Source organism: Sphingobium sp. HWE2-09, from assembly GCF_035989265.1.
GTDB lineage: Bacteria > Pseudomonadota > Alphaproteobacteria > Sphingomonadales > Sphingomonadaceae > Sphingobium.
Genome location: NZ_JAYKZX010000002.1, coordinates 14913 through 36097, shown reverse-complemented (window position 1 = coordinate 36097; position 21185 = coordinate 14913). Strand labels below are relative to the sequence as shown.

General features: G+C 62.1%; 24 protein-coding genes. 7 read left to right on the top strand and 17 right to left on the bottom strand.

Going from position 1 to position 21185, the window contains the following annotated elements; translation table 11 throughout:
• The first annotated feature begins 48 nt into the window (after window positions 1–48).
• Window positions 49–747, top strand: a complete 699-nt coding sequence (locus U5A89_RS05480) for a ParA family protein (RefSeq protein WP_338160204.1) — start codon at window positions 49–51, stop codon at window positions 745–747.
• Window positions 744–1094 carry a hypothetical protein gene (locus tag U5A89_RS05475; RefSeq protein ID WP_338160203.1) on the top strand — a complete coding sequence of 117 codons (351 nt, stop codon included), beginning with the start codon at window positions 744–746 and terminating at the stop codon, window positions 1092–1094. The genes U5A89_RS05480 and U5A89_RS05475 overlap by 4 nt, the downstream gene beginning before the upstream one ends.
• A 41-nt stretch (window positions 1095–1135) precedes the next feature.
• On the opposite strand, the gene U5A89_RS05470 is transcribed toward U5A89_RS05475, so the two are convergent.
• The 5 genes from U5A89_RS05470 to U5A89_RS05450 form a co-directional block, all read right to left on the bottom strand.
• Window positions 1136–1450, bottom strand: a complete 315-nt coding sequence (locus U5A89_RS05470; protein WP_338160202.1) for a hypothetical protein — start codon at window positions 1448–1450, stop codon at window positions 1136–1138.
• Between the two features lie 293 nt (window positions 1451–1743).
• Complete coding sequence (locus tag U5A89_RS05465) at window positions 1744–2598, bottom strand: helix-turn-helix domain-containing protein (RefSeq protein ID WP_338160201.1); 855 nt, start codon at window positions 2596–2598, stop codon at window positions 1744–1746.
• 562 nt (window positions 2599–3160) lie between these two features.
• Window positions 3161–4048 carry a replication initiator protein A gene (locus U5A89_RS05460; RefSeq protein ID WP_338160200.1) on the bottom strand — a complete coding sequence of 296 codons (888 nt, stop codon included), beginning with the start codon at window positions 4046–4048 and terminating at the stop codon, window positions 3161–3163.
• A gap of 98 nt (window positions 4049–4146) precedes the next feature.
• A complete protein-coding gene (locus U5A89_RS05455; RefSeq protein WP_338160199.1) occupies window positions 4147–4431 on the bottom strand; it encodes a type II toxin-antitoxin system RelE/ParE family toxin in 285 nt (94 codons plus the stop codon).
• A complete protein-coding gene (locus U5A89_RS05450; protein WP_338160198.1) occupies window positions 4428–4676 on the bottom strand; it encodes a type II toxin-antitoxin system ParD family antitoxin in 249 nt (82 codons plus the stop codon). Before U5A89_RS05450 ends, U5A89_RS05455 begins: the two co-directional genes overlap by 4 nt.
• Before the next feature lie 186 nt (window positions 4677–4862).
• Between U5A89_RS05450 and U5A89_RS05445 the strand changes: the two genes are divergently transcribed.
• Entirely contained in the window at window positions 4863–5711 is an 849-nt protein-coding gene (locus U5A89_RS05445; protein ID WP_338160197.1) for a phosphotransferase, read from the top strand.
• Window positions 5712–5755: 44 nt separating this feature from the next.
• Here U5A89_RS05445 and U5A89_RS05440 read toward each other — a convergent pair whose 3' ends face one another.
• Together U5A89_RS05440 and U5A89_RS05435 are read right to left on the bottom strand one after the other, a co-directional pair.
• The gene (locus U5A89_RS05440) at window positions 5756–6502 is read right to left on the bottom strand and encodes a class I SAM-dependent methyltransferase (RefSeq protein WP_338160196.1); all 747 of its coding nucleotides are present in this window, start codon (window positions 6500–6502) and stop codon (window positions 5756–5758) included.
• Window positions 6503–6574: 72 nt separating this feature from the next.
• On the bottom strand, window positions 6575–7741 hold the full coding sequence (locus U5A89_RS05435; protein WP_338160195.1) for a nucleotide sugar dehydrogenase: 1167 nt from the start codon (window positions 7739–7741) through the stop codon (window positions 6575–6577).
• 205 nt (window positions 7742–7946) lie between these two features.
• Between U5A89_RS05435 and U5A89_RS05430 the strand changes: the two genes are divergently transcribed.
• Window positions 7947–8900, top strand: coding sequence for a tyrosine-type recombinase/integrase (locus U5A89_RS05430; RefSeq protein ID WP_445190627.1), 954 nt, complete (start codon window positions 7947–7949; stop codon window positions 8898–8900).
• 161 nt (window positions 8901–9061) lie between these two features.
• On the opposite strand, the gene U5A89_RS05425 is transcribed toward U5A89_RS05430, so the two are convergent.
• Genes U5A89_RS05425 through U5A89_RS05415 form a run of 3 tightly spaced genes read right to left on the bottom strand, consistent with a single transcriptional unit; the run spans window position 9062 to window position 11211 of the window.
• Complete coding sequence (locus tag U5A89_RS05425; protein ID WP_338160193.1) at window positions 9062–9928, bottom strand: glycosyltransferase; 867 nt, start codon at window positions 9926–9928, stop codon at window positions 9062–9064.
• Window positions 9929–9952: 24 nt separating this feature from the next.
• Window positions 9953–11032: a hypothetical protein gene (locus tag U5A89_RS05420; protein WP_338160192.1), complete on the bottom strand. Its 1080-nt coding sequence runs from the start codon at window positions 11030–11032 to the stop codon at window positions 9953–9955.
• On the bottom strand, window positions 11032–11211 hold the full coding sequence (locus U5A89_RS05415; protein WP_338160191.1) for a hypothetical protein: 180 nt from the start codon (window positions 11209–11211) through the stop codon (window positions 11032–11034). The genes U5A89_RS05420 and U5A89_RS05415 overlap by 1 nt, the downstream gene beginning before the upstream one ends.
• Before the next feature lie 255 nt (window positions 11212–11466).
• On the opposite strand from U5A89_RS05415, the gene U5A89_RS05410 reads away from it, so the two are divergent.
• Window positions 11467–12564 (top strand): mannose-1-phosphate guanylyltransferase, encoded by a 1098-nt coding sequence (locus U5A89_RS05410; protein ID WP_338160190.1) that lies wholly within the window; start codon window positions 11467–11469, stop codon window positions 12562–12564.
• Entirely contained in the window at window positions 12561–14054 is a 1494-nt protein-coding gene (locus U5A89_RS05405) for a phosphomannomutase (protein WP_338160189.1), read from the top strand. The genes U5A89_RS05410 and U5A89_RS05405 overlap by 4 nt, the downstream gene beginning before the upstream one ends.
• Before the next feature lie 283 nt (window positions 14055–14337).
• Here U5A89_RS05405 and U5A89_RS05400 read toward each other — a convergent pair whose 3' ends face one another.
• The 7 genes from U5A89_RS05400 to U5A89_RS05370 form a co-directional block, all read right to left on the bottom strand.
• Window positions 14338–14496, bottom strand: coding sequence for a hypothetical protein (locus tag U5A89_RS05400; protein WP_338160188.1), 159 nt, complete (start codon window positions 14494–14496; stop codon window positions 14338–14340).
• A 207-nt stretch (window positions 14497–14703) separates the two neighbouring features.
• Window positions 14704–15111 (bottom strand): type I phosphomannose isomerase catalytic subunit, encoded by a 408-nt coding sequence (locus U5A89_RS05395; protein ID WP_338160187.1) that lies wholly within the window; start codon window positions 15109–15111, stop codon window positions 14704–14706.
• 82 nt (window positions 15112–15193) lie between these two features.
• Window positions 15194–16063, bottom strand: a complete 870-nt coding sequence (gene rfbA, locus U5A89_RS05390) for a glucose-1-phosphate thymidylyltransferase RfbA (RefSeq protein WP_338160186.1) — start codon at window positions 16061–16063, stop codon at window positions 15194–15196.
• 21 nt (window positions 16064–16084) lie between these two features.
• Window positions 16085–16972, bottom strand: coding sequence for a dTDP-4-dehydrorhamnose reductase (rfbD, locus tag U5A89_RS05385; RefSeq protein ID WP_338160185.1), 888 nt, complete (start codon window positions 16970–16972; stop codon window positions 16085–16087).
• A complete protein-coding gene (gene rfbB, locus U5A89_RS05380; protein WP_338160184.1) occupies window positions 16969–18051 on the bottom strand; it encodes a dTDP-glucose 4,6-dehydratase in 1083 nt (360 codons plus the stop codon). The genes rfbD and rfbB overlap by 4 nt, the downstream gene beginning before the upstream one ends.
• A gap of 3 nt (window positions 18052–18054) precedes the next feature.
• Entirely contained in the window at window positions 18055–18636 is a 582-nt protein-coding gene (rfbC, locus tag U5A89_RS05375; protein ID WP_338160183.1) for a dTDP-4-dehydrorhamnose 3,5-epimerase, read from the bottom strand.
• 60 nt (window positions 18637–18696) lie between these two features.
• Window positions 18697–19809: a polysaccharide biosynthesis/export family protein gene (locus tag U5A89_RS05370; RefSeq protein WP_338160182.1), complete on the bottom strand. Its 1113-nt coding sequence runs from the start codon at window positions 19807–19809 to the stop codon at window positions 18697–18699.
• A gap of 220 nt (window positions 19810–20029) precedes the next feature.
• On the opposite strand from U5A89_RS05370, the gene U5A89_RS05365 reads away from it, so the two are divergent.
• The gene (locus tag U5A89_RS05365; RefSeq protein WP_338160181.1) at window positions 20030–21184 is read left to right on the top strand and encodes a KpsE/RkpR family capsule polysaccharide export protein; all 1155 of its coding nucleotides are present in this window, start codon (window positions 20030–20032) and stop codon (window positions 21182–21184) included.
• The last annotated feature ends 1 nt before the right edge of the window (window position 21185 follow it).

The following is a 21185-nucleotide window of genomic DNA, read 5'->3' as shown; positions in this document are numbered from 1 at the left end:
ATAGCTATCGGCTTGCCAGTCGCTAGCCGATAGCTATACAGATAGCCCATGCCGACCATCGCTTTCATCAGTCCCAAGGGGGGCGTGGGCAAGACCACCGCCGCCCTTCTCCTCGCCTCCCAATTGGCGCGCGGTGCCAGGGTATCGGTGATCGACGCCGATCCCAATCACCCGATCGCGGCCTGGGGCAAGACCGCGCAGCTGCCCGACAATCTGTCGATCGTCGCCGATGTCGATGAGGATAATATCCTCGACCGGATCGAGGAAGCGGCGGCGCAAACCCCTTTCGTCATCGTCGACCTGGAGGGGACGGCCGCCAAGATCGTGTTGCTGGCGGTCAGCCAGGCCGATCTGGTCGTGATCCCGATGCAGGGATCGCAACTGGACGCGGAGCAGGCGAGCCGGGCGATCCGGGTGCTGAAACAGCATGAAAAGATGACCGGCAGGGCCGTGCCCTATGGCGTGCTGCTGTCGCGTACCAGTCCGATCATCCGTACGCGGACCATGGGGCATATCCAGGACGGGCTGATCGACGCCGGGGTGCCGATGTTCAAGACCCAGCTGCACGAGCGCGAAGCCTTTCGCGCGATCTTTTCCTTCCGCCAGACGCTGGAGGAACTGGACCCTAAGGACGTGTCCAACCTGGACAAGGCGATCGCCAATGCCGAGCAGTTCGCCGTCGAGGTCATCGAGCAATTGCGCGCGCACAGGAAAAACGCCGTCAGAACGGATGAGGTGACAGGATGAGCAGGGCCAATCCCTTCGGCGATCTCGATGATTTCGGATCGGACCATGCCGCCAAGCCGGTGCCCGCTGAAACGATCGAGAAAATCGCGGAAAGCAGCGGTTTTCCAAGCCGCAAGGCGGCGAGCGCAACGCCGCCTGCAACAGCGAAGGAGACAGGTCAAACGCCGTCCCCCTCCCCTGCCCGTCAGCCGCGGCGCCATGTGACCGGGCGCAATCGCCAGATCAATATCAAGGCGACCGAAGAGACGATTACCGAACTCTACCGGATCGCCGATGCGATGAACCTGCCGCTGGGCGCGGTGCTGGACCAGGCGTTGGCCGCATTGGAACAACAGCGCAAGACATGAAGTACCAGATAGCTATCGAGTAGCTATCCGGTATCCCGATGCTATTCGCCGACGCGCATGATGTCGGCCGTTTCGGCCTGGATTTGCCGCGCATCCTGATGCAGCGCATCCATCATGAAGCGCCAGACATTGCCGGCGTCGCTTTGATGGCCGATGTCGGATTCGTCTTCGCCGACATGGCGGATGATTTCCGATCCGGCTTCCCGCATGGCGTCGTTGGGGTCATGCAACGCCTCGATCACCGCCAGGACATGGGGCAGATAAGCCATCCAGCGTGGCGCGCCGGTGGCCCTGTCGTCTTCGCTGTCACCATGGATGCGGCAAAGGCTGCGGGCGGCATTTTCGATGAAAGTCATGGTGCGGATGCTCGCGCCAAGACGGCCATGGGTCAAGATTATTATGGCATAAGATATCTAGTAGCTATCCGATACCAAATGATAGCTCGACCATCATATCAAACTATAGCCGCATAACCGCCCAGTCGGCTTTCCCTGCTCCATCCATATCGCACGACCCAAGCCGCTTGCTCCCGTTGGGAGCATTCGCGTCGCGAAGCGGCGCGTTCTACGACGCGGTTTGTGTTGCCGGTGCGGTTGAGGCGGGAAGGGGGCTTTTGGGGTGCGCCGTCAGGCGTCGGTGCGTTGGCCGACTAGGCCAACACCGTTGAATCCTTATCTATATAGGACTTTATAAGCGGTTGCGGATGGTTTTGAGACTCACGTTCAGAACCATCATGCCGGGCGTCGAGCGCCGCTTCGATCCGCGCCAATATCTTGGCGAGCTGGCCTTTTTCCTTAATCTTTCGGCGTTCGAGCGGACAGAGGGTCGCACGCATCAACGCCATCTCCTCCTGCCGGTCCGCTTCACGCTGGACGACATCGTCGGGCGGCGGGGCGGGGCGCATCCAGCGTGGCAGATAGCGCTGCACAATGTCGGGCAGGAAGGCGCGATAGACGTTCGATGTCTGGGCATAGCGGGGGCCGGGGCCATCGCCCTCGACCCGCTTGAAACGGCGCTGGCGCACGAGAAAGCCTATGTCCTCCAGAATGCGCAGCGCCCGCGCGACGGTCGCGCGGCCAAGGCTGGTGGCGTCGGCGAGATAATCATAGCTAGGAAAGACCCGGCCCCGGTTGAGGCGGGACAGCGTCAGGATTTCCTCCAGCACACGCACGCTGGCCGCCGTGAGGGTGGTGAGACGCTGTTCGGCGGCGCTCAGGATACGGCCGTCGCAGCGCGCTTCGCGCCGCAACTGCCGGCCAGCGTCGAGGATGCGCCGCGCCGCGCGCAGCAGCCGGTCGGTTTCTCCCTTGGCCGGGCTGACGAAGAAGCGATGTTCGAACGTACCCGCTTCGACACTGTCGCGCAGCACCGGCGCGCCGGTGGGATGCGGGGCGCCCGAACGGCTGTTGCGCGCGAGCGATCGCTTGGCCGACCCGGCGGATTGCGCCAAGCGACCGGATATCAGCGCACCGGCCATCGCCTCACCAAAGGCAAGTGTTCCCATTCGTCCCTCCACAGCGGAGGACCGTCACCAGACAAAAAGAGGGCGTGGCGCGAAGCGCGCATCCTTGAAACCGGGTTCGATCTGGAGTAGGAAGAAGGGGTGTTGTTAGTCCCGTTCGACGTTTGGCGACGTCGCTCCACTACTCCAACGGATGCCCGGCCTTCGCGCCGGGCGTTCTTTTATGTGGTCACAGCCGCCCCTTCATTTAATCCCTCGCCGGGGCCGATCGGCCACAGCATTGCATGCCGACATGAGCCGGCAGGGGCGGCATAATTGCAGTAAAAATCCTACATCGAAAGGGTTTGCGGTTCGTGCTTTCGCGTAGGAATGCCGAAAATCGTTCGTGCTTTCGCGTAACAATACCCACGCCATTCGTGCTTTCGAGTAGGAATAGGCGCGGTGGATTTGTGCTTTCGAGTAGGAATGTCGCTGTCCCATTCGTGCTTTCGAGTAGGAATGCGAAGCGAGCGCGAATCAGTCCGCAGGGCCGGGGACGGGCAGGGGGCATGGGCCCGTCCGGGTCGTCCCGTAAGGCAGGAGATGCCCTGCCCGACGTCAGGGATCAGACGACGAGAGTGTCCGCCACGTCATGCGCCAGCAGCGCGCGGCGGGTGATGACGACCCGGGCCGAGGCCGAGCGCCGTCCCGCCTTGCGCGGGGCATCCTCCACCAGGGCCACAGGTGCATCCTCGATCAGGACGATGTCATAGCCGGGAATGGCGTTGGCCGCCGCGATCTGGCGCATGGCGATGCGGAAATTGGACAGGGGGTTCTGGAAACCGGTCTGAAGCTTGAGCAGTTGCAGGTCCATGTCGAGCGGTTCGCCATCGACGCAGGTCGAGCGCGCGACTTCATAGATGCGCCGCTCTATGGGGCCAAGCTGGAAATAGGTGGAAGCGTAATCGAGCACCTGCCCGTCGCGCAAAATGGCGCGAAACAGCCAGTCGCACAGGCGAACTTTCACGGATTTGAGCCGTTTCTCACCATTGCCAGAACGCGCATATTGCAGCCGCGCTTCCGACAGCCAGGAAAAGAAGCCTTCTTCGCCCTCACCCCCGGCCTCGATATTGGTGCGGATCTGCGTGCCTTGCAGCCGCTCCAGCGCATCGGCCAGACGGGAATAGGAGCGGGCGCTGTGATTGGCACCGGTGACGCTGAAGAGGTCATGCGCGGTGAAGGTGAAATCCTGCGATATCGCCATGCCCGCCTCGATCTTCGCGGCCATGAGGCTGGCGATATAGAGGACGATTTCCTTGTCGTAGATGGTGGCGACACCGCGCGCGCTGGGGCGCACTTCGATCGACACGGTCGGGGTGGAATAGGAGAGGGGCTTCATCCATGCATTTTTCGCCAGCGCGAAAAAGGGAAAGGCCATGAGCGAGCGTTCGCCCCGGATTTCGCCCAGCAAGGGGCTATCGAGCTGGAACAGTTGGCCCTGCGGTGTTGCCATTATGATCGCTCCATTCCCGAAAACATCTATTTTCCTATTTCTACTCGAAAGCACGAATTGAGCGTTTCGCCGTCATTTTCCGTCCTGTCGCCGACATTTCATAAATGGCGGTCGACGTCCTGCCGCCCGTGCAGGATGCGGATGACGTCCAGTCTATCGCCACGATCCTGAAAATAGACCATATGTGCGCCCACCGACAGCTTCAGATAGCCGCGCCGGACCGCCGCCTTCCCGATCTTGCGCCCGCTAGCCAGGTCATGACAGGCCTGAACGATGTCGTCGACATAGGCATCCGCCTGGTCCATGCCCCAATGCAGCGCGCTATAGTCCCAGATTGCGTCCATGTCGGCCAGCGCCGCAGGCGAAAAGGCCAGCAGTTTCACCGTTCCTGAAAGGCGGCGCGTTTGCGCGCCTTGAAGGCGGCGACGTCGAAGGGCCGGGGGGTGCCCGATTGTTCGCCCAAAACCAATGCGTCGTTGAGCGCGCGGACACGGGCTTCATGCTCCTCCAGCAGCCGCAGCCCGGCGCGCACGACATCGCTGGTCGAGCCATAGCGGCCCGACTGTACCTGCTCGCTGACGAACTGGCTGAAATGATCGCCGATCGTGATGGACGTGTTGCGCGCCATGAGAGCCTTTGAAACTGGCTGATTATCCAGCAATCCCTATACCAAAAAATAATACAAGGCAAATTCAAGCGATTTGGTATCCTATAGATATCCATAGATATCCGATGACTATCTGAGGATATCCCCATGCTATCCTGTCCATCTTAGGTGGAAAGGCGGGGCATTTGTCGGCAAGGATGAGGCGATATGGATAATGTCCCCGACAGGCCTGCGCCGTTGCGCGAACCGCCCCGCTTCATCGCCAAAGGCGCGAGCGCGGAATTGTTCGACCTGGGCGACGGGCAGGCGCTCAAGCTGTTCCGCGATAGCGTCTCGGATGAGATGATCGTACGTGAGGCAGAAGCATCCATCCATGCCGGTGCCTGCGGGGTGCCGACAGCGGCGGCGATCGGGCGACGGGCCTGGGACGGGCGGCGGGGCATCGTCTATCCCCGGTTAGAAGGCGGGACGGTGATGGACTGGGTCCGCCGCAACCCGTTGCGCGCGGGATGGGCGCTGGATCGAATGGGGGCGATCCATGCGACCATGCATCGGGAGAGGGGCGGGACGTTGCGCTCGTTGAAGCAAGTGCTGGCGACCGACATCGCCTATGGTCCCGCACCGATCACGCTGCAACGAGCGGCGATCGCCTATCTGGAAACGCTGTCGGACGGGGATGCGCTGACCCATGGCGACTTTCATCTGGGCAATGTCATGATGACGCCGCAGGGAATGAAGATCATCGACTGGTCGAAGGCGGCGGCAGGCCATCCGGCGGCCGATGCGGTGCGATCCGAAATGCTGATGCGCTTTGGCATCGGGCCGACCGACTGGGTGACGAACCTGTGGCGCGACTGGGCGGCGGGGCGATTGCGCACAAGCTATGTGGCAGCCTGCGCCGACACTGGTAACGCCGTCACCGCCCGCGAGATGGCGCTGTGGCGGCCCGTCGTGGCGCTGGCTTGGCTGCGGGCGCGGGATGCGGGACGGACGCCTGCTTTTATGCGCTATCTGGACAGAGCGCTCAAGCGGGCCGGGCTGCCGACGCTGGCCTAAGTGATGTGGCCTGAGTGATGTGAGCTGAGTGATGCTGGCGGGGATCAGGCCGATTTGTCCAGCACCGCCAGACTTTGCCAGAAGGCGGGGTGATGCGTTTCATCCAGGCCGTCAGTGAAGCGTGGTTCGGCGAACCCCGCGTCCCTGGCGAAACGACGGATCCAGTCGCGATGCAGAAAGGCGTCGAGATGCTGGGCCGGACGCCCAATGCGCAAATGGTCGAGGTTGACGTTCCACACCCGGTCATGCGCCGCCTCCTCCAGTTCAAGGAAGGAGAAGATCATCTTCCCGCCCGGTTTGAGCGCCCGAAAGGCGTCCGCGGTATAGAGATAGGATTCGCCGGGATAGAGGTGGGTGAAGACCGACCAGTGAAAGACCATGTCCAGTGACGCGTTCGGCGCCAAGATCGTCGGGGTCAGATTGAGCCGCGTTTCATAGTCCGGACATTGGCGGGACAATTCCGCCAGCAGTTCCGGCACGACATCTGCGCCGATATAGCGGCCTTGCCAGCCCTGACGATAGAGCGATTGAGCGGTGCGCCCGCAGCCGCACCCCAGATCATAAATGGCCATGCCATCGACCAGACCATGATGCCGCAGCACCGCGACATGACCGTCCCCTTGGGACACGAAATTTTCCATCGTATCCGCGCCGATTGCCTGGGCCAGCGCCAGCGCCGGATTGTCTGGCATGCGCCTGAGCTTCTTGCGCACCAGGGCGCGATAGTCCTGTACCGAATGGCTTTGGCGGACAGACGCGGCGCTGCGGCCGAAGCGCGGCAGCCGGGTCATCAATCTCTTTGCAAGGGAACGCATGATATCCTCATCCAGTCGTCAGGACGTCCGCTGTGGTGATCGTTGATATCAATCCGATCCGAACAGGTCGCGGGTGAAGATCTTGTCTGCGACATCCTCTATGTCCCCCGTCATGCGGTTGGCGATGATGACGTCGCATTCCTGCTTGAAGGTTTCCAGATCGCGCACCACCTGCGACCCGAAAAACAGCGCTTCCTGCATGGCGGGTTCGTAGATTACCACTTCTATGCCCTTGGCCTTGATCCGCTTCATGATGCCCTGGATGGACGACTGGCGGAAATTGTCCGACCCGGCTTTCATCACCAGGCGGAAGACGCCGACCTTCTTCGGGCGCTTAGCGATGATCTGGTCGGCCAGGAAATCCTTGCGGGTGTGATTGGCGTCCACGATCGCGCGAATGAGGTTCTGGGGCACTTCGGAATAATTGGCGAGCAGCTGCTTGGTATCCTTGGGCAGGCAATAGCCGCCATAGCCGAAGCTGGGATTGTTATAATGCGACCCGATGCGCGGATCCAGACCGACGCCGACGATGATCTGGCGCGAATCCATGTCATGGGCGATGGCGTAGCTGTCCAGTTCGTTGAAGAAGGCGACGCGCATGGCGAGATAGGTGTTGGCGAACAGCTTGATCGCCTCCGCCTCGTTCGGGTCGGTAAACAGGATGTCGACATCCTTCTTCACCGCCCCCTGCAACAGCAGGTCGGCAAAGATGCGCGCCCGTTCCGACCGTTCGCCAACGATGATGCGCGAGGGATGGAGATTATCGCGCAGCGCCTGGCCTTCGCGGAGAAATTCGGGGCTGAAGATCACTTGATCAGCCGCCAGGCGTCGGCGCACATTCTCGACAAAGCCCACGGGAATGGTCGATTTAATGACGATCGTCGCGTCCGGGTTGATCGCGTTGGCGGTCTGGATCACCGCTTCGACCGAAGAGGTATCGAATTTGTTGCTGCCCACATCATAATTGGTCGGCGTGGCGACGATCACATAATCGGCGCCGGTCAGCGCCTGTCGCGGATCGAGCGTGGCGACCAGGTCCAGCGAGCGGGTTGCGAGGAAGTCTTCCAGTTCGGCGTCCACGATTGGCGACCGGCGCGCGTTGAGCATGTCGACCCGTTCCGGCGTGATGTCCACCGCGACCACTTCATTATGTTGTGCAAGCAGGACGGCGTTAGAAAGCCCCACATAACCCAAACCAAAAATCGCGATTTTCATTCTTCGACTTTCCCTGCAACGCCCGAACACCAGACCGAGGGCGCAGCGTCCCTATCTGCGCAACCGCATGCGCCTATAGCGCATGCGATCGATGCGATCGACTGACAAGCGTGCGTCACGCGATACGCCAGACGAGATTTTGCTTGTTCCTGATTATATGTGATAAAGGACATTATCACATATGAATGCTTTTGGTCCGATCGTCATGCTGCCTACGCTCAATCTCCCTTCGCTGACCCTGCCGCCGATCATCGCGGAAGCATCGCCGCATGTTCACATGCGCTTTCTGGAATTTTTCGCGGCCAACATCCGCAACCCCCATACGCGGCGCGCCTATGCGAAGGCAGCGCGCGATTTTCTGAGCTGGTGCTTTGGTCATGGCGTGCGCCATCTGGCCGATATCGCACCCATTCATGTCGCCGCATGGATCGAAACCTTGGGGCAGTCGATCGCGCCGCCCAGCGTGAAGCAGCGTCTGGCCGCAATCCGCCATCTGTTCGACTGGCTGGTAACGGGGCAGGTGATCGCCACCAATCCCGCCGCCAGCGTGCGCGGACCTGCGCATAGCGCACGGACCGGGAAGACGCCGGTGCTAGAAGCGCAGGAGGCACGGGCCTTGCTCGATGCGATCGACATATCGACGGCGATAGGACTGCGCGACCGGGCGCTGATCGGTTTGATGATCTACAGTTTCGCGCGGGTCGGCGCGGCGCTGGCGATGAAGCGGGAGGATGTGTTCGTGCAGGGGCGGCGGCTATGGCTGCGCCTGCATGAAAAAGGCGGCAAACGGCATGAAATGCCCTGTCACCACAGTCTGGAGGACTATCTGCACGCCTATATAGAGGCGTGCGGTTTGGATGAGGGGAGGGGGCCGCTGTTCCGCACCATCGATCGTGGTCGTCGAACGCTGAGCGATCGGGCGCTGCGGCAGGCGGAAGCTCATGCCATGGTCCGCCGTCGCGCGCTGGCCGCGGGGATCGAAACCCAGATCGGCAATCACAGTTTCCGCGCGACCGGGATCACCACTTATTTGAAAAATGGCGGCACGCTGGAAAATGCCGCCGCCATGGCCAATCACAGTTCGACCCGCACGACGCAGCTTTACGATAGACGACGTGACGATATCAGCCTGGCGGAAGTGGAGAGGGTGAGGATCTGACACGATCGGTATCCGGAAAATAGCGCACAGCCTCAAGCCTGGCATATTGCAGCACCTGTCCGCCATCGGCACCGATGGCCAAGGACGCAAGGCCATTGTCCGTGCATCATCCGGTGGGCAGCTTGCCACATATCCTTCGCTGTTCCGAATATCTGGCAGCTTCACCGTCCGTCGAAGAGGCTGCGTTTTGCAAGGCCCGTGGCGATGCCGGTCCTTCTTTCCAGCTGATCGAAATCGTCCTGCAACTGGCGGCAGGTCGCCTGGAACAGCGCCTGGCCGTCATATCCTTCCTTCTGCTCCCAATGTTTGACGATATCCACCAAGTCGTAGACCGCGCGCAGGATTGCGACCGACTGGCTGTAGAGCGTGGCGTCGGGGCTGCATTTGCCCAGCCAGAAGTCGATCTGGGCTCGGGCCGTGGCCAGCAAATCGTCGGGGTGGCGCTCCATCGTGCTGGAGCGGTCAGGGTGCGCGGTGTAGCGGTTCGTCTTCTCGATCCAAGTTGCCGTGTCGGCATGGGAAATATTGTGGAAGCAGATACCACTGTCGAAGGCGGGTTCGGCGACCAAGGCGCGTCCTTCGATCCTGCCGCCGCCATGCACGGTCGCGCCGAACCTGAACGTCCCCCGCCGAAAGGCCCGGACATGCCGTTCGGGCCAGTAATAGGCGTCTTCTTCATGCCGACCCAATATATGATGGCGGCACGCTATCGCGTAGAGATCGGCCTTGCCTTCCCGCAATTCCCGATCGAGATAGACGATGGCGTCGGCGCTGAAACATTCGTCGTCGTCAAGAAACACGATGCGATCATGGCTGCACTGCTCCAGTGCAAACGCGCGGGTTTCCTCCACGGTGGGCGACCATGGAACCGTGATGACATGATCGGCAAGACGCAGGGCGCTGGCGGCCGTGGCATCGGTCGAGGATTTGTCCACCACGATGAGCTCATCGACAAACCTGATCGATCTCAGACATGTTTCTATCAGCTTTTCACGATTGTAGCTGATGACAAAGCCGCTGATCTTCATGAATTGATCCTAATATAATCTGTCCTATGGTTCGACTTCATAGTTGAAGGACATCGTCACATAAGTTTTGGACAAAAAGGGACTTTGCCCGTCGTAGCGGGTGATACGCAGGGTGTTGCTGATGTTCCGGCCCACCAGCATTACGCTGTCCGTGCTGCGTTGGCCCGATGCGACGAACGCCGCGTCCGTCGCCGCCGGCACCGGCAGGTCGAGGCGCAACGCGCCGGCGGCTGTCCCGGCATCCTCGACATAGAGTGTGAAGTCAGCAAAGCACCGATGGTTGATGATCGAATATCGCGTGCTGGCTGCGATCGCCCGTATGACGCCGATCCTGCCCTTTTCCGCGCTGGCCACAGGCGTCCAGAACGTCGGGCCGCGCACCTGCCCGCCGTCGATCAGCAGCGTGCCGTCCTCCCGCGTCGCCAGGATAGAGCGTTCACCCTTATCCTGGCTGTTGCGGACGGTGATGATGCTGGGCGCGCGGGCCGGTACGCGCAGCGCGGCGCCCGAGAGGACCGAATTGAAACCCGGCGTCGCGAGATCGATACCGAAGCGGTAATGGCCCCGCAGGTAAAGCCCGGTATCCGCCCATGCGTCCGCCCCGAAGGCGGCGAGCCAGTCACCCTGCGCCAGATTGTGCGACCCCCGACCGATATAGACGGCCTCCGTGCCGCGCCCCACACCGTCATTCTGGACAACAACGCCGGTCACGTCGTCGGACGGATAGTGATCGCGATCGAAGCTGGGTATGAGGGTGATGGCCGCACCATAGAGAACACCGCGCTGGTCCCGGCGGATGCCCGGCTTGTCCCGTGTCTGGATATAGACGCCGGCAGCGCCCTTGAAGCCCTGATTATCGCCGGTCACATCCTGCAGGAAATAGGCGCTGACTGTCATTCCCTTGGGATCGGTCACGTCGCGATAGGTGGTGATAAGCGCGTTGCGGTCGGCATGGACGCCGCTATCGTCTATGCTGATCCGGCGCGGCATCACGACGATGTCGGACAGCGCCCGGTCCGCGGCCCCCACAGCGTCGCGCGCCGACGCCGGAACCGGTGCCAGGACCAGCATCGACAGGAACGCCAGGCCAGGGCCGGAACGCATCAGTCGATCGGACTTTCGTCATCAGCCTGCGGTTGATGCGCGGCCATTTCGATTTCGCCGGCAAGCAGGATGCCATCGGCGGCGGTGAAGCCGCTGTCAGCGTCGATCATGGCGTCAGAGGAAAAGCTGCCGATGAACCGCTGGAAGCGTTCGAGGGCGGCGGGTACGTCGTCGGGCATGGTAATAACTCCTCATCTGGAAGACGCGAGATCCATTGACAAGGATCAAGATCGATCCGCATCGCACGTCCCGATCGATCACCAGCTTTAGGGTGCAGACCCATAAGCCAGTCGAGCGAAATCGACAGCAGGCAAACGCGCCTAGCAAATTGCCTTTGTTTAATGACTTGGCAAGCCGTCTCTTTCCGATCATGAAACCCACGTCGATTGTGGCGGGCTGCCATAAGATGCACTTCAACGCGATCCAGGCGAAATATGACCAGCGACCTCATGACCATCCTTCCCGTCATCCTGTCTGGCGGATCAGGCACGCGCCTGTGGCCGATGTCGCGACCCGAATGTCCCAAGCAGCTTTTGCCGCTGACCGCCCCTGAAACGATGCTGCAACTGACCGCAGTGCGCACGCAGGATCTGGCTGCGGCGCGCGTGGGCCGTCCCATCCTGGTGGCCAACGCCGCCCATGCCGACAGGATCGACGAGCAGATGAGCGAGGCCGGCATCGCGGATTATACGCTGATGCTGGAGCCGGTCGGCCGCAACACCGCACCTGCGATCACCCTCGCCGCGCTGGAGGCGCAGGGGGATGAGGCGTTGCTGGTGATGCCGAGCGACCATGTCATCGCCGACCTGCCCGCCTTTCACGACGCTATTGCCCGCGCGCTGCCGCTGGTGGCGCAAGGATGGCTGGTGACCTTCGGCATCACGCCTGACGGGCCGGAAACCGGCTATGGCTATATCCAGATGGGCCGGGTGTGCGGCGCAGAAGTGCATGAGGTAGAGCGCTTTGTTGAGAAGCCCGACCTGGCCAATGCGCAGCGAATGCTCGCGGAAGGCAATCATAGCTGGAACGCGGGGATCTTCCTGTTCCGCGCCGACGCCTATCTGGCCGCGCTGCAACGCCATCAGCCACTGATGCTGGACATGGTGCGCCAAGCGCTGGCACAGGCCCGGCGTGAAGGCGGAGAAAGAGGCGGGCGCGTCTATCCCGACGACGCCCTGTTTGCGCAATGCCCGTCGGACTCGGTCGATTATGCGATCATGGAGCGCGAAAGCCAGGTCGCCTGCGTGCCGGTCGCGATGGGCTGGTCGGACGTGGGCAGCTGGGATTCACTCCATGCGGTGAGCGACCGGGACGAAAGCGACAATGCCGTGCGAGGCGACGCATTGCTGCTGGGCGCACGAGGGTGCCTGGTCCATAGCGACGGGCCGCGCGTCACGCTGGTCGATGTCGATGACCTGATCGTTGTCGTGTCACAGGGCGACGTCATGATCCTGAAGCGCGGGGAATCGCAGAAGGTCCGACAGGTGACCGACGCGATCAAGGCGCTCAAGGCGGCGGACGACGCCGCATGACCCAAAATGTTTCCATCGCCGACCTGATGGCGCAGTCCGGCGTCGCGTTCGGCACCAGCGGTGCGCGTGGGCTGGTCAGTGCGATGACGGACCGGGTCTGCTTCGCCTATACCGCCGCCTTCCTGCAGCATCTGTCTGCCATCGGGCAGTTCGCGCCCGGCACCCATGTCGCGATCGCCGGTGATCTGCGCCCGTCCAGCCCCCGCATCATGGCGGCCTGCGCTGCGGCGGTGCGGCATATGGGTGGAGAGGTCGACCATTGCGGGTTCGTGCCTTCACCGGCGGTGGCGGCTTACGGATTTGAACGCGATATCCCGTCGCTGATGGTGACGGGCAGCCATATCCCCGACGACCGCAACGGCATCAAGTTCAACCGCACCGACGGTGAAGTGCTCAAGCCCGACGAGTTGGCGATCCGGGCGCAGGCCGTTGCCTTGCCCGACCTGTTCGACGAGGACGGGATGTTGAAGGATGCAGCGCCCGCAGAGCCGCTAGTGGATGCCGCCACGCCCTATATCGCGCGCTATGTCGATGCCTTCGGCGTGCAGGCGCTGGCGGGCATGAAGCTTGGCGTCTATGAACATTCGGCGGTCGGCCGCGACATCATGGTCGCGCTGGTCGCGGCGCTGGGCGGGGAAGCGGTATCGCTGGGCCGGTCGGATCGCTTCATTCCCGTCGATACCGAAGCGGTCCGTCCCGAAGACCAGAAGCTGGCGCGGCAATGGGCGGCGGACCTTCAACTGGACGCGATCCTGTCGACCGACGGAGACAGCGATCGGCCGCTGCTGGCGGACGAACAGGGCGTCTGGATGCGCGGCGACGTGCTGGGCATATTGAGCGCGCGGGCGCTGGGCATCGCGGCGATCGCGACGCCGGTCAGCGGCAACAGCGCGGTCGAACTGTCGGGTCTGTTCGACGCCGTGCGACGGACGCGGATCGGGTCGCCCTTCGTGATCGAGGCGATGAACGCGCTGGTCGCCGATGGTCAGGCGAGCGTGTGCGGCTATGAGGCCAATGGCGGTTTTCTGCTGGCGACCCCGGTCGACGTCGGGGGGCGGACCCTGGGCGCGCTGCCGACGCGGGACGCGGTGCTGCCGATCCTGTCGGTGCTGGTCGATGCGCGGCGGCAGGGCGTGACATTGTCGGCGCTGCAGGCGCAATTGCCCGAACGCTATACGTTCAGCGAGCGGTTGCAGGACTATCCGACCGCACAGAGCCAGGCGCTGATCGCGCATCTGGAGCAGGGGGACGAGGCCGCCATCCTGGCGCGGCTGACGGCCATGTTCGGGACGCTGGCGGGCAAGGCGGACGGCATCGACCGGACCGACGGGCTGCGTATCCATTTTGACGGCGGCGACATCATCCATCTGCGACCGAGCGGCAATGCGCCGGAGCTGCGCTGCTATACCGAGAGCGACAGTGCGGAACGGGCGGCGACGCTCAATGGAGAGGCGCTGGCGCTGGTGCGGGATTACCGCATTCCGGCCTGATTGGGGGCGGGGCTGCACGGTCGGCGGGAGGGCTGCACTGTCGTTGTGAGACAGCGAGTGAAACAGTTGCTCGCGTAAGCGAAGTCGCAAGCCATTGATAAATAATGATTTATTACGGGCGGATCAGCGCGATTGAACGCACCCCGTCAGTTTTTCATTTATTTTCAATGGCTTGCGGCGCATTCGATGCGCGCGGGGTGGAGGCGGATCGTCCGCGTTCCTCACCAAATCCACCCACTTGTCCTCTTTGCGATGACGGCAGGTCGGGCCTGCGCCATCCCGTTCAGCGCGGTATGGCGAGCAGGGCGGACACCGGGCCTGCCGTCAGGGTGAAGGCGCAGTCGCCCTCCAGCAGCAGGCAGTCGCCCTGTTCCCAGGACAAGCCATTGACCGTCCCCGCGCCGGTGAGCGGCGTGAACCATAGCAGCTTGCCAGGGGGCACATTGACAGTCCGGTCTTCGTTCCAGTGGACGAGATCGAGCGAGAAGGGGGCTTCATCGTCACCGATCAGCCGCGCTTCGTTGCCCAGCGGCGCTTCGATCAGGGCGCGGTCATAAGGCTGGAGGCGGCTGACCGCTACGCCGTCTTCCAGATGCAGTTCGCGGGGGCGGCCATAGTCATAGAGGCGATAGGTGACGTCGGCATTCTGCTAAATCTCGGCCAATATGATGCCCGCGCCGATCGCATGGACCGTTCCCGCCGGAATGAAATAGCAGTCGCCCGGCTTGACCGGTTTCCAGTCTATCCACTGTTCCAGCGATCCGTCCTGTGCGGCGGCGCGGAACTGGTCCGGGGTCATGGGCGCAGTCAGGCCGATGCCCAGCGTCGCGCCGGGCGCGCAATCGAGGATATACCAGATTTCCTCCTTGCCGCGCGCCAGCCCCCTGGCGTGCGCCTGCGCATCGTCGGGATGGACCTGGATCGACAGCCGTTCGCTGGTGAAGATATATTTGACTAGCAACGGCAAGTCGCGCCCGTCAGGACTTTCGAACCAGACTTCCCCGATCTTTTGCCCTGTATCAGTAGCGAAGATCGGGGAAGGTCGGTTCGGCCCCATGGCTTTTCGACATAATGGCGGGAAAGCTTTTGTGTCAGCATCCTGCTGTAACTATCCTTGCAGGAAAAGGTCCAATCGGCGTTCAGCCTTCGGCCAGTACGCCGCGCAAATAGCGACCATAGTCGGACTTGCCGAGCTTGACGATCGCCTTTTCCAGCTGCGGTCCATCGATAAAACCCTGCCGGAAGGCGATCTCTTCGGGACTGGCGATCTTGAAGCCCTGGCGCTTTTCGAGGACGCGGACGAAGTCGGCGGCGTCGAGCAGGCTGTCGGGCGTGCCGGTGTCGAGCCAGGCATAGCCGCGGCCCATGATTTCGACATTGAGTTCGCCGCGTTCCAGATAGACGCGGTTCACGTCGGTGATTTCCAGCTCGCCGCGCGCCGAGGGCTGGAGGTTGGCGGCGATGTCCACGACCTGTGCGTCATAGAAATAGAGGCCGGTGACCGCCCAGTTGGACTGGGGATTTTCCGGCTTCTCCTCGATCGAGACGGCCTTCATGTCCTTGTCGAAGCTGACCACGCCATAGCGTTCGGGATCGTTGACATGATAGGCGAAGACGCTGGCGCCGCTGCTGCGCGACGAGGCGCTGGCGAGGATTTCGGGCAGACCGTGGCCATGATAGATATTGTCGCCCAGGATCAGCGCGGACGGTTGCCCCGCGACGAAATCGGCGCCGATGATATAGGCCTGGGCCAGGCCGTCGGGGCTGGGCTGTTCCGCATATTCGATGGTCATGCCCCAGGCGGCGCCGTCACCCAGGAGCGACCGGAAGGCAGGCAGGTCGCGCGGGGTGGAGATGATGAGGACTTCGCGGATGCCCGCATGCATCAACGTGCTGAGCGGATAATAGATCATCGGCTTGTCATAGACAGGCATAAGCTGTTTCGAGGTCGACAGCGTCATCGGATAGAGACGCGTACCGCTACCCCCGGCGAGAATGATACCCTTCATAATCCGTCGTCCCCAAAAAGATCAGTTGGTTGCCGGTTGCAGCCTGTCCATCACATCGTCCAGCGACGTGCGCCAGTCCGGCAGAGTGACGCCATGGACGTCCGCGATCCTGCGGCAGGCGAGCCGCGAATTGGCCGGACGGGTGGCGGGCGTGGGATAGTCGGCCGTACCGATCGGCCGTACCGACGCCGATGGTCCGCCGCGCGCCGCAGACGCGGCGAAGATCCCTTGCGCAAAATCGGCCCAGCTGCCTTCGCCCTGCGCCGTCATATGGAAGATACCGCGCAGCCCAGGGCTACTATCGGATACCATATTGGTAGCTACGGCCAATATGCCATCGGCGATCGCGAGCGCGCTGGTCGGGTTGCCGACCTGATCGGCCACCACCGACACTTGGTCGCGGTCGCCCGCCAGACGCAGCATGGTCTTGAGGAAATTATTGCCGAACGGGCTGTAGACCCAGGCGACGCGCAGCACGGCGCTGTCGTCATGGGTGGCGAGAACCGCCTGTTCGCCCGCCAGTTTGGATGCGCCATAGACGCCGGTGGGACCGGTGGGATCGCTTTCGACATAGGGGCGGTTGAGCATCCCGTCGAAGACATAGTCGGTCGAGATATGGATGAGCGGCACGCCCAGCGCTCTGGCCGCCTGCGCCACCGCGCCCGCGCCTGCGGCGTTGACGGCATGGGCAAGGTCGCTCTCGCTCTCCGCCTTGTCCACCGCCGTATAGGCGGCGGCCGAGACGATGATGTCAGGGGCGGCGGCGGCCAGCGCGCGCGCAATCGAGGCCGGATCGGCAAGGTCGAGATCGGGGCGACCGATCGCAATCACGTCATGCCCGGCAGCGGCACCCCGTTCGATCAGACTGGTGACGACCTGTCCGGTCGTCCCGGTCACGGCGATCTTCATGCAGGCACCCCGGACGCTATGGGGGCGGGCGCCGCAGTGTCGAGGCCCAGACGCTGGCCGTCATATTGATCGCGCAGCGGCTGCCACCACCATTGGTTTTCCAGATACCAGCGCACCGTCTTTTCGATGCCGCTGTCGAAATTCTCCTGCGCCTTCCAGCCCAATTCATTTTCCAGGCGGGTCGCGTCGATCGCATAGCGGGCGTCATGGCCCGGACGATCGGTGACATATTCGATCAGCTCGGCACGGGGCTTGTCGGTCGGCACCAATTCGTCCAGCACCGCGCAGATGCGCAGTACGACGTCGATATTCTTGCGCTCGTTGCGGCCGCCGACATTGTAGGTTTCGCCGGGCGTGCCCTTTTCGATGATGATGTCCAGCGCGCGGGCGTGATCGTCGACATAGAGCCAGTCGCGGATATTCTCACCCTTGCCATAGACCGGCAGTTTGCGGCCCGCGAGCGCGTTGAGAATGGTCAGCGGAATGAGCTTTTCGGGGAAGTGGTACGGCCCGTAATTGTTCGAGCAATTGGACACCACTACCGGCAGGCCATAGGTGCGCTGCCACGCCTTGGCGAGGTGGTCGGATGCGGCCTTCGACGCCGAATAGGGCGAGCTGGGGTCGTAGGGGGTGGTTTCCTCGAACAGGCCTTCGTCGCCCAGCGAGCCATAGACTTCGTCGGTCGAGACGTGGAGGAAGCGGAATGCGGCCTTCGCATCGCCTTCCAAGCCGTTCCAATAGGCGCGCGCGGCTTCCAGCAGGGTGAAGCTGCCCACGACGTTCGTCTGGATGAAGTCGGCCGCGCCGGTGATCGAGCGGTCGACATGGCTTTCGGCGGCCAGATGCATGATGCGATCCGGCTTGAACCCGGTGATCGCCGCATCCATCGCCGCGCGGTCGCAGATATTGGCGTGCAGGAACTGGTGCGTGTTCTTGCCCTCGACTTCCTTGAGCGAGGCTTCGCAGCCTGCATAGGTCAGCGCGTCGATGGTCAGGACGTCATAGCCCTTTTCCAGCACCAGATAGCGAACGAGAGCCGAGCCGATGAAGCCGGCACCGCCGGTGACGATTACGCGCATGGGTCAGACGCTCCCAATGAGGTTTTGGCAGGTGAAATAGGCAGGAAGATCGGCGAGCAGCGGCTGCACCCGATCCTTGGCTGAGAGCGTATCGGCGTCGGCGACATCGGGCCAGACGATGCCGATCGCTGGATCGTTCCAGGCCAGCCCCTTGTCGCATGCGACGCTGTAATAGCCGCCGCTGACCTTGTAGGCGATGACCGTATCCGGCTCCAGCGAGCAGAAGCCATGGGCGAAGCCGGGCGGCACCCAGAGCTGCTTGCCATTGTCGGGCGTCAGCGTTTCGGCCACCCACTGCCCGTAGGTGGGCGATCCCTGCCGGATGTCGACGGCAACGTCAAACAAGGCGCCGGCGGTGCACCGCACCAGCTTGCCCTGGGCATGGGGATCGCTTTGAAAATGCAGGCCGCGAATGGTGCCGACGCGGGCGCTGCGCAATTCATTATCCTGTACGAAATCAAAGGTGCCGATCCGGTCGGCAAACAGATCAGCGCGGAAGGTTTCCGCGAAATAGCCCCGCTCATCGCCGATATGGCGCGGAGTGAGGAGCGCGACGCCGGCTATGTCGTAAGTCTGGATATCCATGTCATTCCTTATAACCATATCGCTGTCATCAACGATGAATTGCACAATGGACGTGCAAAATCACCTTTGTATGACAGATACCGCACTGGTTACGGTCAGAATGGGCGAGAATAGCTGACTGATGAGCTGGACAAGCTTGCTGGGTTGATTGGCTGCTGCATTGCCGAAATAGAGGACGTCCTTGTCCTGCATCACGAATTTTTGCGACAGGAAGTAGGCGCCGGTGTTCATCATGTTGAGATGATAGACGATCGGCACTTCCTGCCCCTGCGCATCGCGCGTGTAGCGGAACAGGAAGATGGCGGCGGGATCGCCCAGATTGGGATTGGTGCCGCCGGCGGTTGCGACCGCTTCGGCCAGCGACACGGTCGAGCGGCGGAAGGGCACCTGCTCCACCCGGCCCGACGCGCCGAGGATGGAATAGGTGCGGGGATCGTCCACCAGCATCAGCCGGTCGCCCGGACGGATGCGCACGTCGAGCGTGGGATCTTCGACCATGTCGTTGATACGGATGTCCGCGCTGGAACTGCCGCGCAGGATGCGGACCATCAGATCCTTCGAATCCCCGCGATAACCGCCGGCCAGGGCGATGACGTCGGACAGGCTTTCGCGATTCGTCTGCAGCACCAGGCGACCGGGCTTGGCCACTTCGCCACCCACGATAATCGAGTTGGTGATGACCTGGCTCAACGTCACCAGCACCTGCGGATTTTGCGACAGGCGCTTGAGCGAGTTGCGGATCGTCGCTTCGACCTCATTGGTCGTCAGCCCCGCGACATGCAGCGTCCCGGCATAGGGAATGACGATGTCGCCCTGATCATCGACCCGGGTAGGGGGCAGTTTCTGCACCTGGACGCCGGGCGTGTTGGAGATTTGCGACAGCGCGCCCGTGTTGGAACCGCTTGAAAACAGGGTGACCCCTGCTTCATAGATGTTGATGTCCAATATATCGCCCGGGCCGACCATGTTGGTCGGGGTCGGCGCCATGACCGGCAGGAAGGACGAAGGGGACGCGGCGATGGCCGGGGCCGGAATGTCGGTCGCCGCCTGGATCTGAACCAACTGGATAGACGTTCCGTCTTTCGGCGAGACGGCGGATTTTTCGATCTGTCCGCCAGTGGGACCGCTGGAAGGCAAGGTGGCGCAGCCGGCGAGGCCTGTAAGCAGGGCCAAATAAACGCTATTCTTAACGTGCATGGATAATATCTCAAAGGCTGCGGCTTATTAGCGAGACGCCTTAGCATTGCGATCCAAGAATGGACAATAGTTCCTCTCGCGCGTGCACCAATTTATGCTTCGCGCCGGGCGCCGCACGCTTCTTGGCCTTGCGCCTAGAGCCATGTTAGCCTAGCGCAAGGGCGTTTAGGTTACCCTTGAGGCGCTGCACAAATTTATGAACGCCATCTCCCTCGACGCCGAGACGCCGGTTCGTCACGAAACGCCCCTGCAATGGTTCAAGAAACGGCGCATGTTCCTGCTTTGCGTCGTCCTGCCGACCGTCCTAGCTATCCTCTATTACGGCCTGATCGCCTCCGATATCTATATTTCGGAATCGCGGTTCACGATCAAGAGCCCGGACCAGAAGCGGTCGCAAACGTCGTCGCTGGCCAATCTGGTGCAGACGACGGGCCTGTCGAGCGGGCAGGAGCAGGCGAACGAAGTGCTGGCCTATGTGCGGTCGCGCGACGCGCTCAAGGAACTGGAAAAGGACATTCAGATCCGGGAGCGTTTTTCGACGTCCCAGGCCGATTTCCTGAGCCGTTTCCCGATGCCTTTTGGCGATCACAGCTTTGAAAGCCTGTTCAAATTCTACGACAAGATGGTCGATCCGCGGATGGACAGCGAAACGGGCACGGCGACGATCAAGGTCAAGGCGTTCACGCCCCAGGATGCCTATGTCATCAACCGGCAGCTGCTGGAACTGAGCGAAGCGCTGGTCAACCGCCTCAATACCCGGGCGCAGAGCAAGGGCATCGCCGAAGCGCAGGCGCAGGTCGCGCTGGCCACCGAGCGCGCCAGGAGCGCGCGCCTGCTCCTCTCGCAATATCGCAACAGCCAGGCGCTGATCGATCCCAGCAAGCAAGCGGGCGGTGTGTTGGAAATCGCCAACGCCATGGTGGCCGAACGGGCTACGCTGCAGGCGCAACTGGACCTGATGCGGCAGGTGGCGCCGAACAATCCATCCATCCCCGCGCTGCGCAACCGCATCAACGCCATTTCGGTGCAGATTGCCGGGCAGGACAGCCGGGTCGTAGGCAATGGCAACGGCATCGCGTCCAAGATGGGCGGCTATGAAAATCTGCTGGTGGAACAGGAATTTTCGACCCAGAGTTTGAATGCGGCCAATGCCGCGCTGGTACAAGCCCGGTCGGAAGCGCAGCGCCAGCAATTCTATCTGGAACGCGTGGTCAATCCCAACCTGCCCGACACGCCGCTGCTGCCCAAGCGGCTGATCAACATCATCACCGTCTTTGCCGCCGCGCTGTGCCTGTATTTCATCATGTGGATGTTCAGGATCGGCATTCTCGAGCACGCATCGGACGACTGAC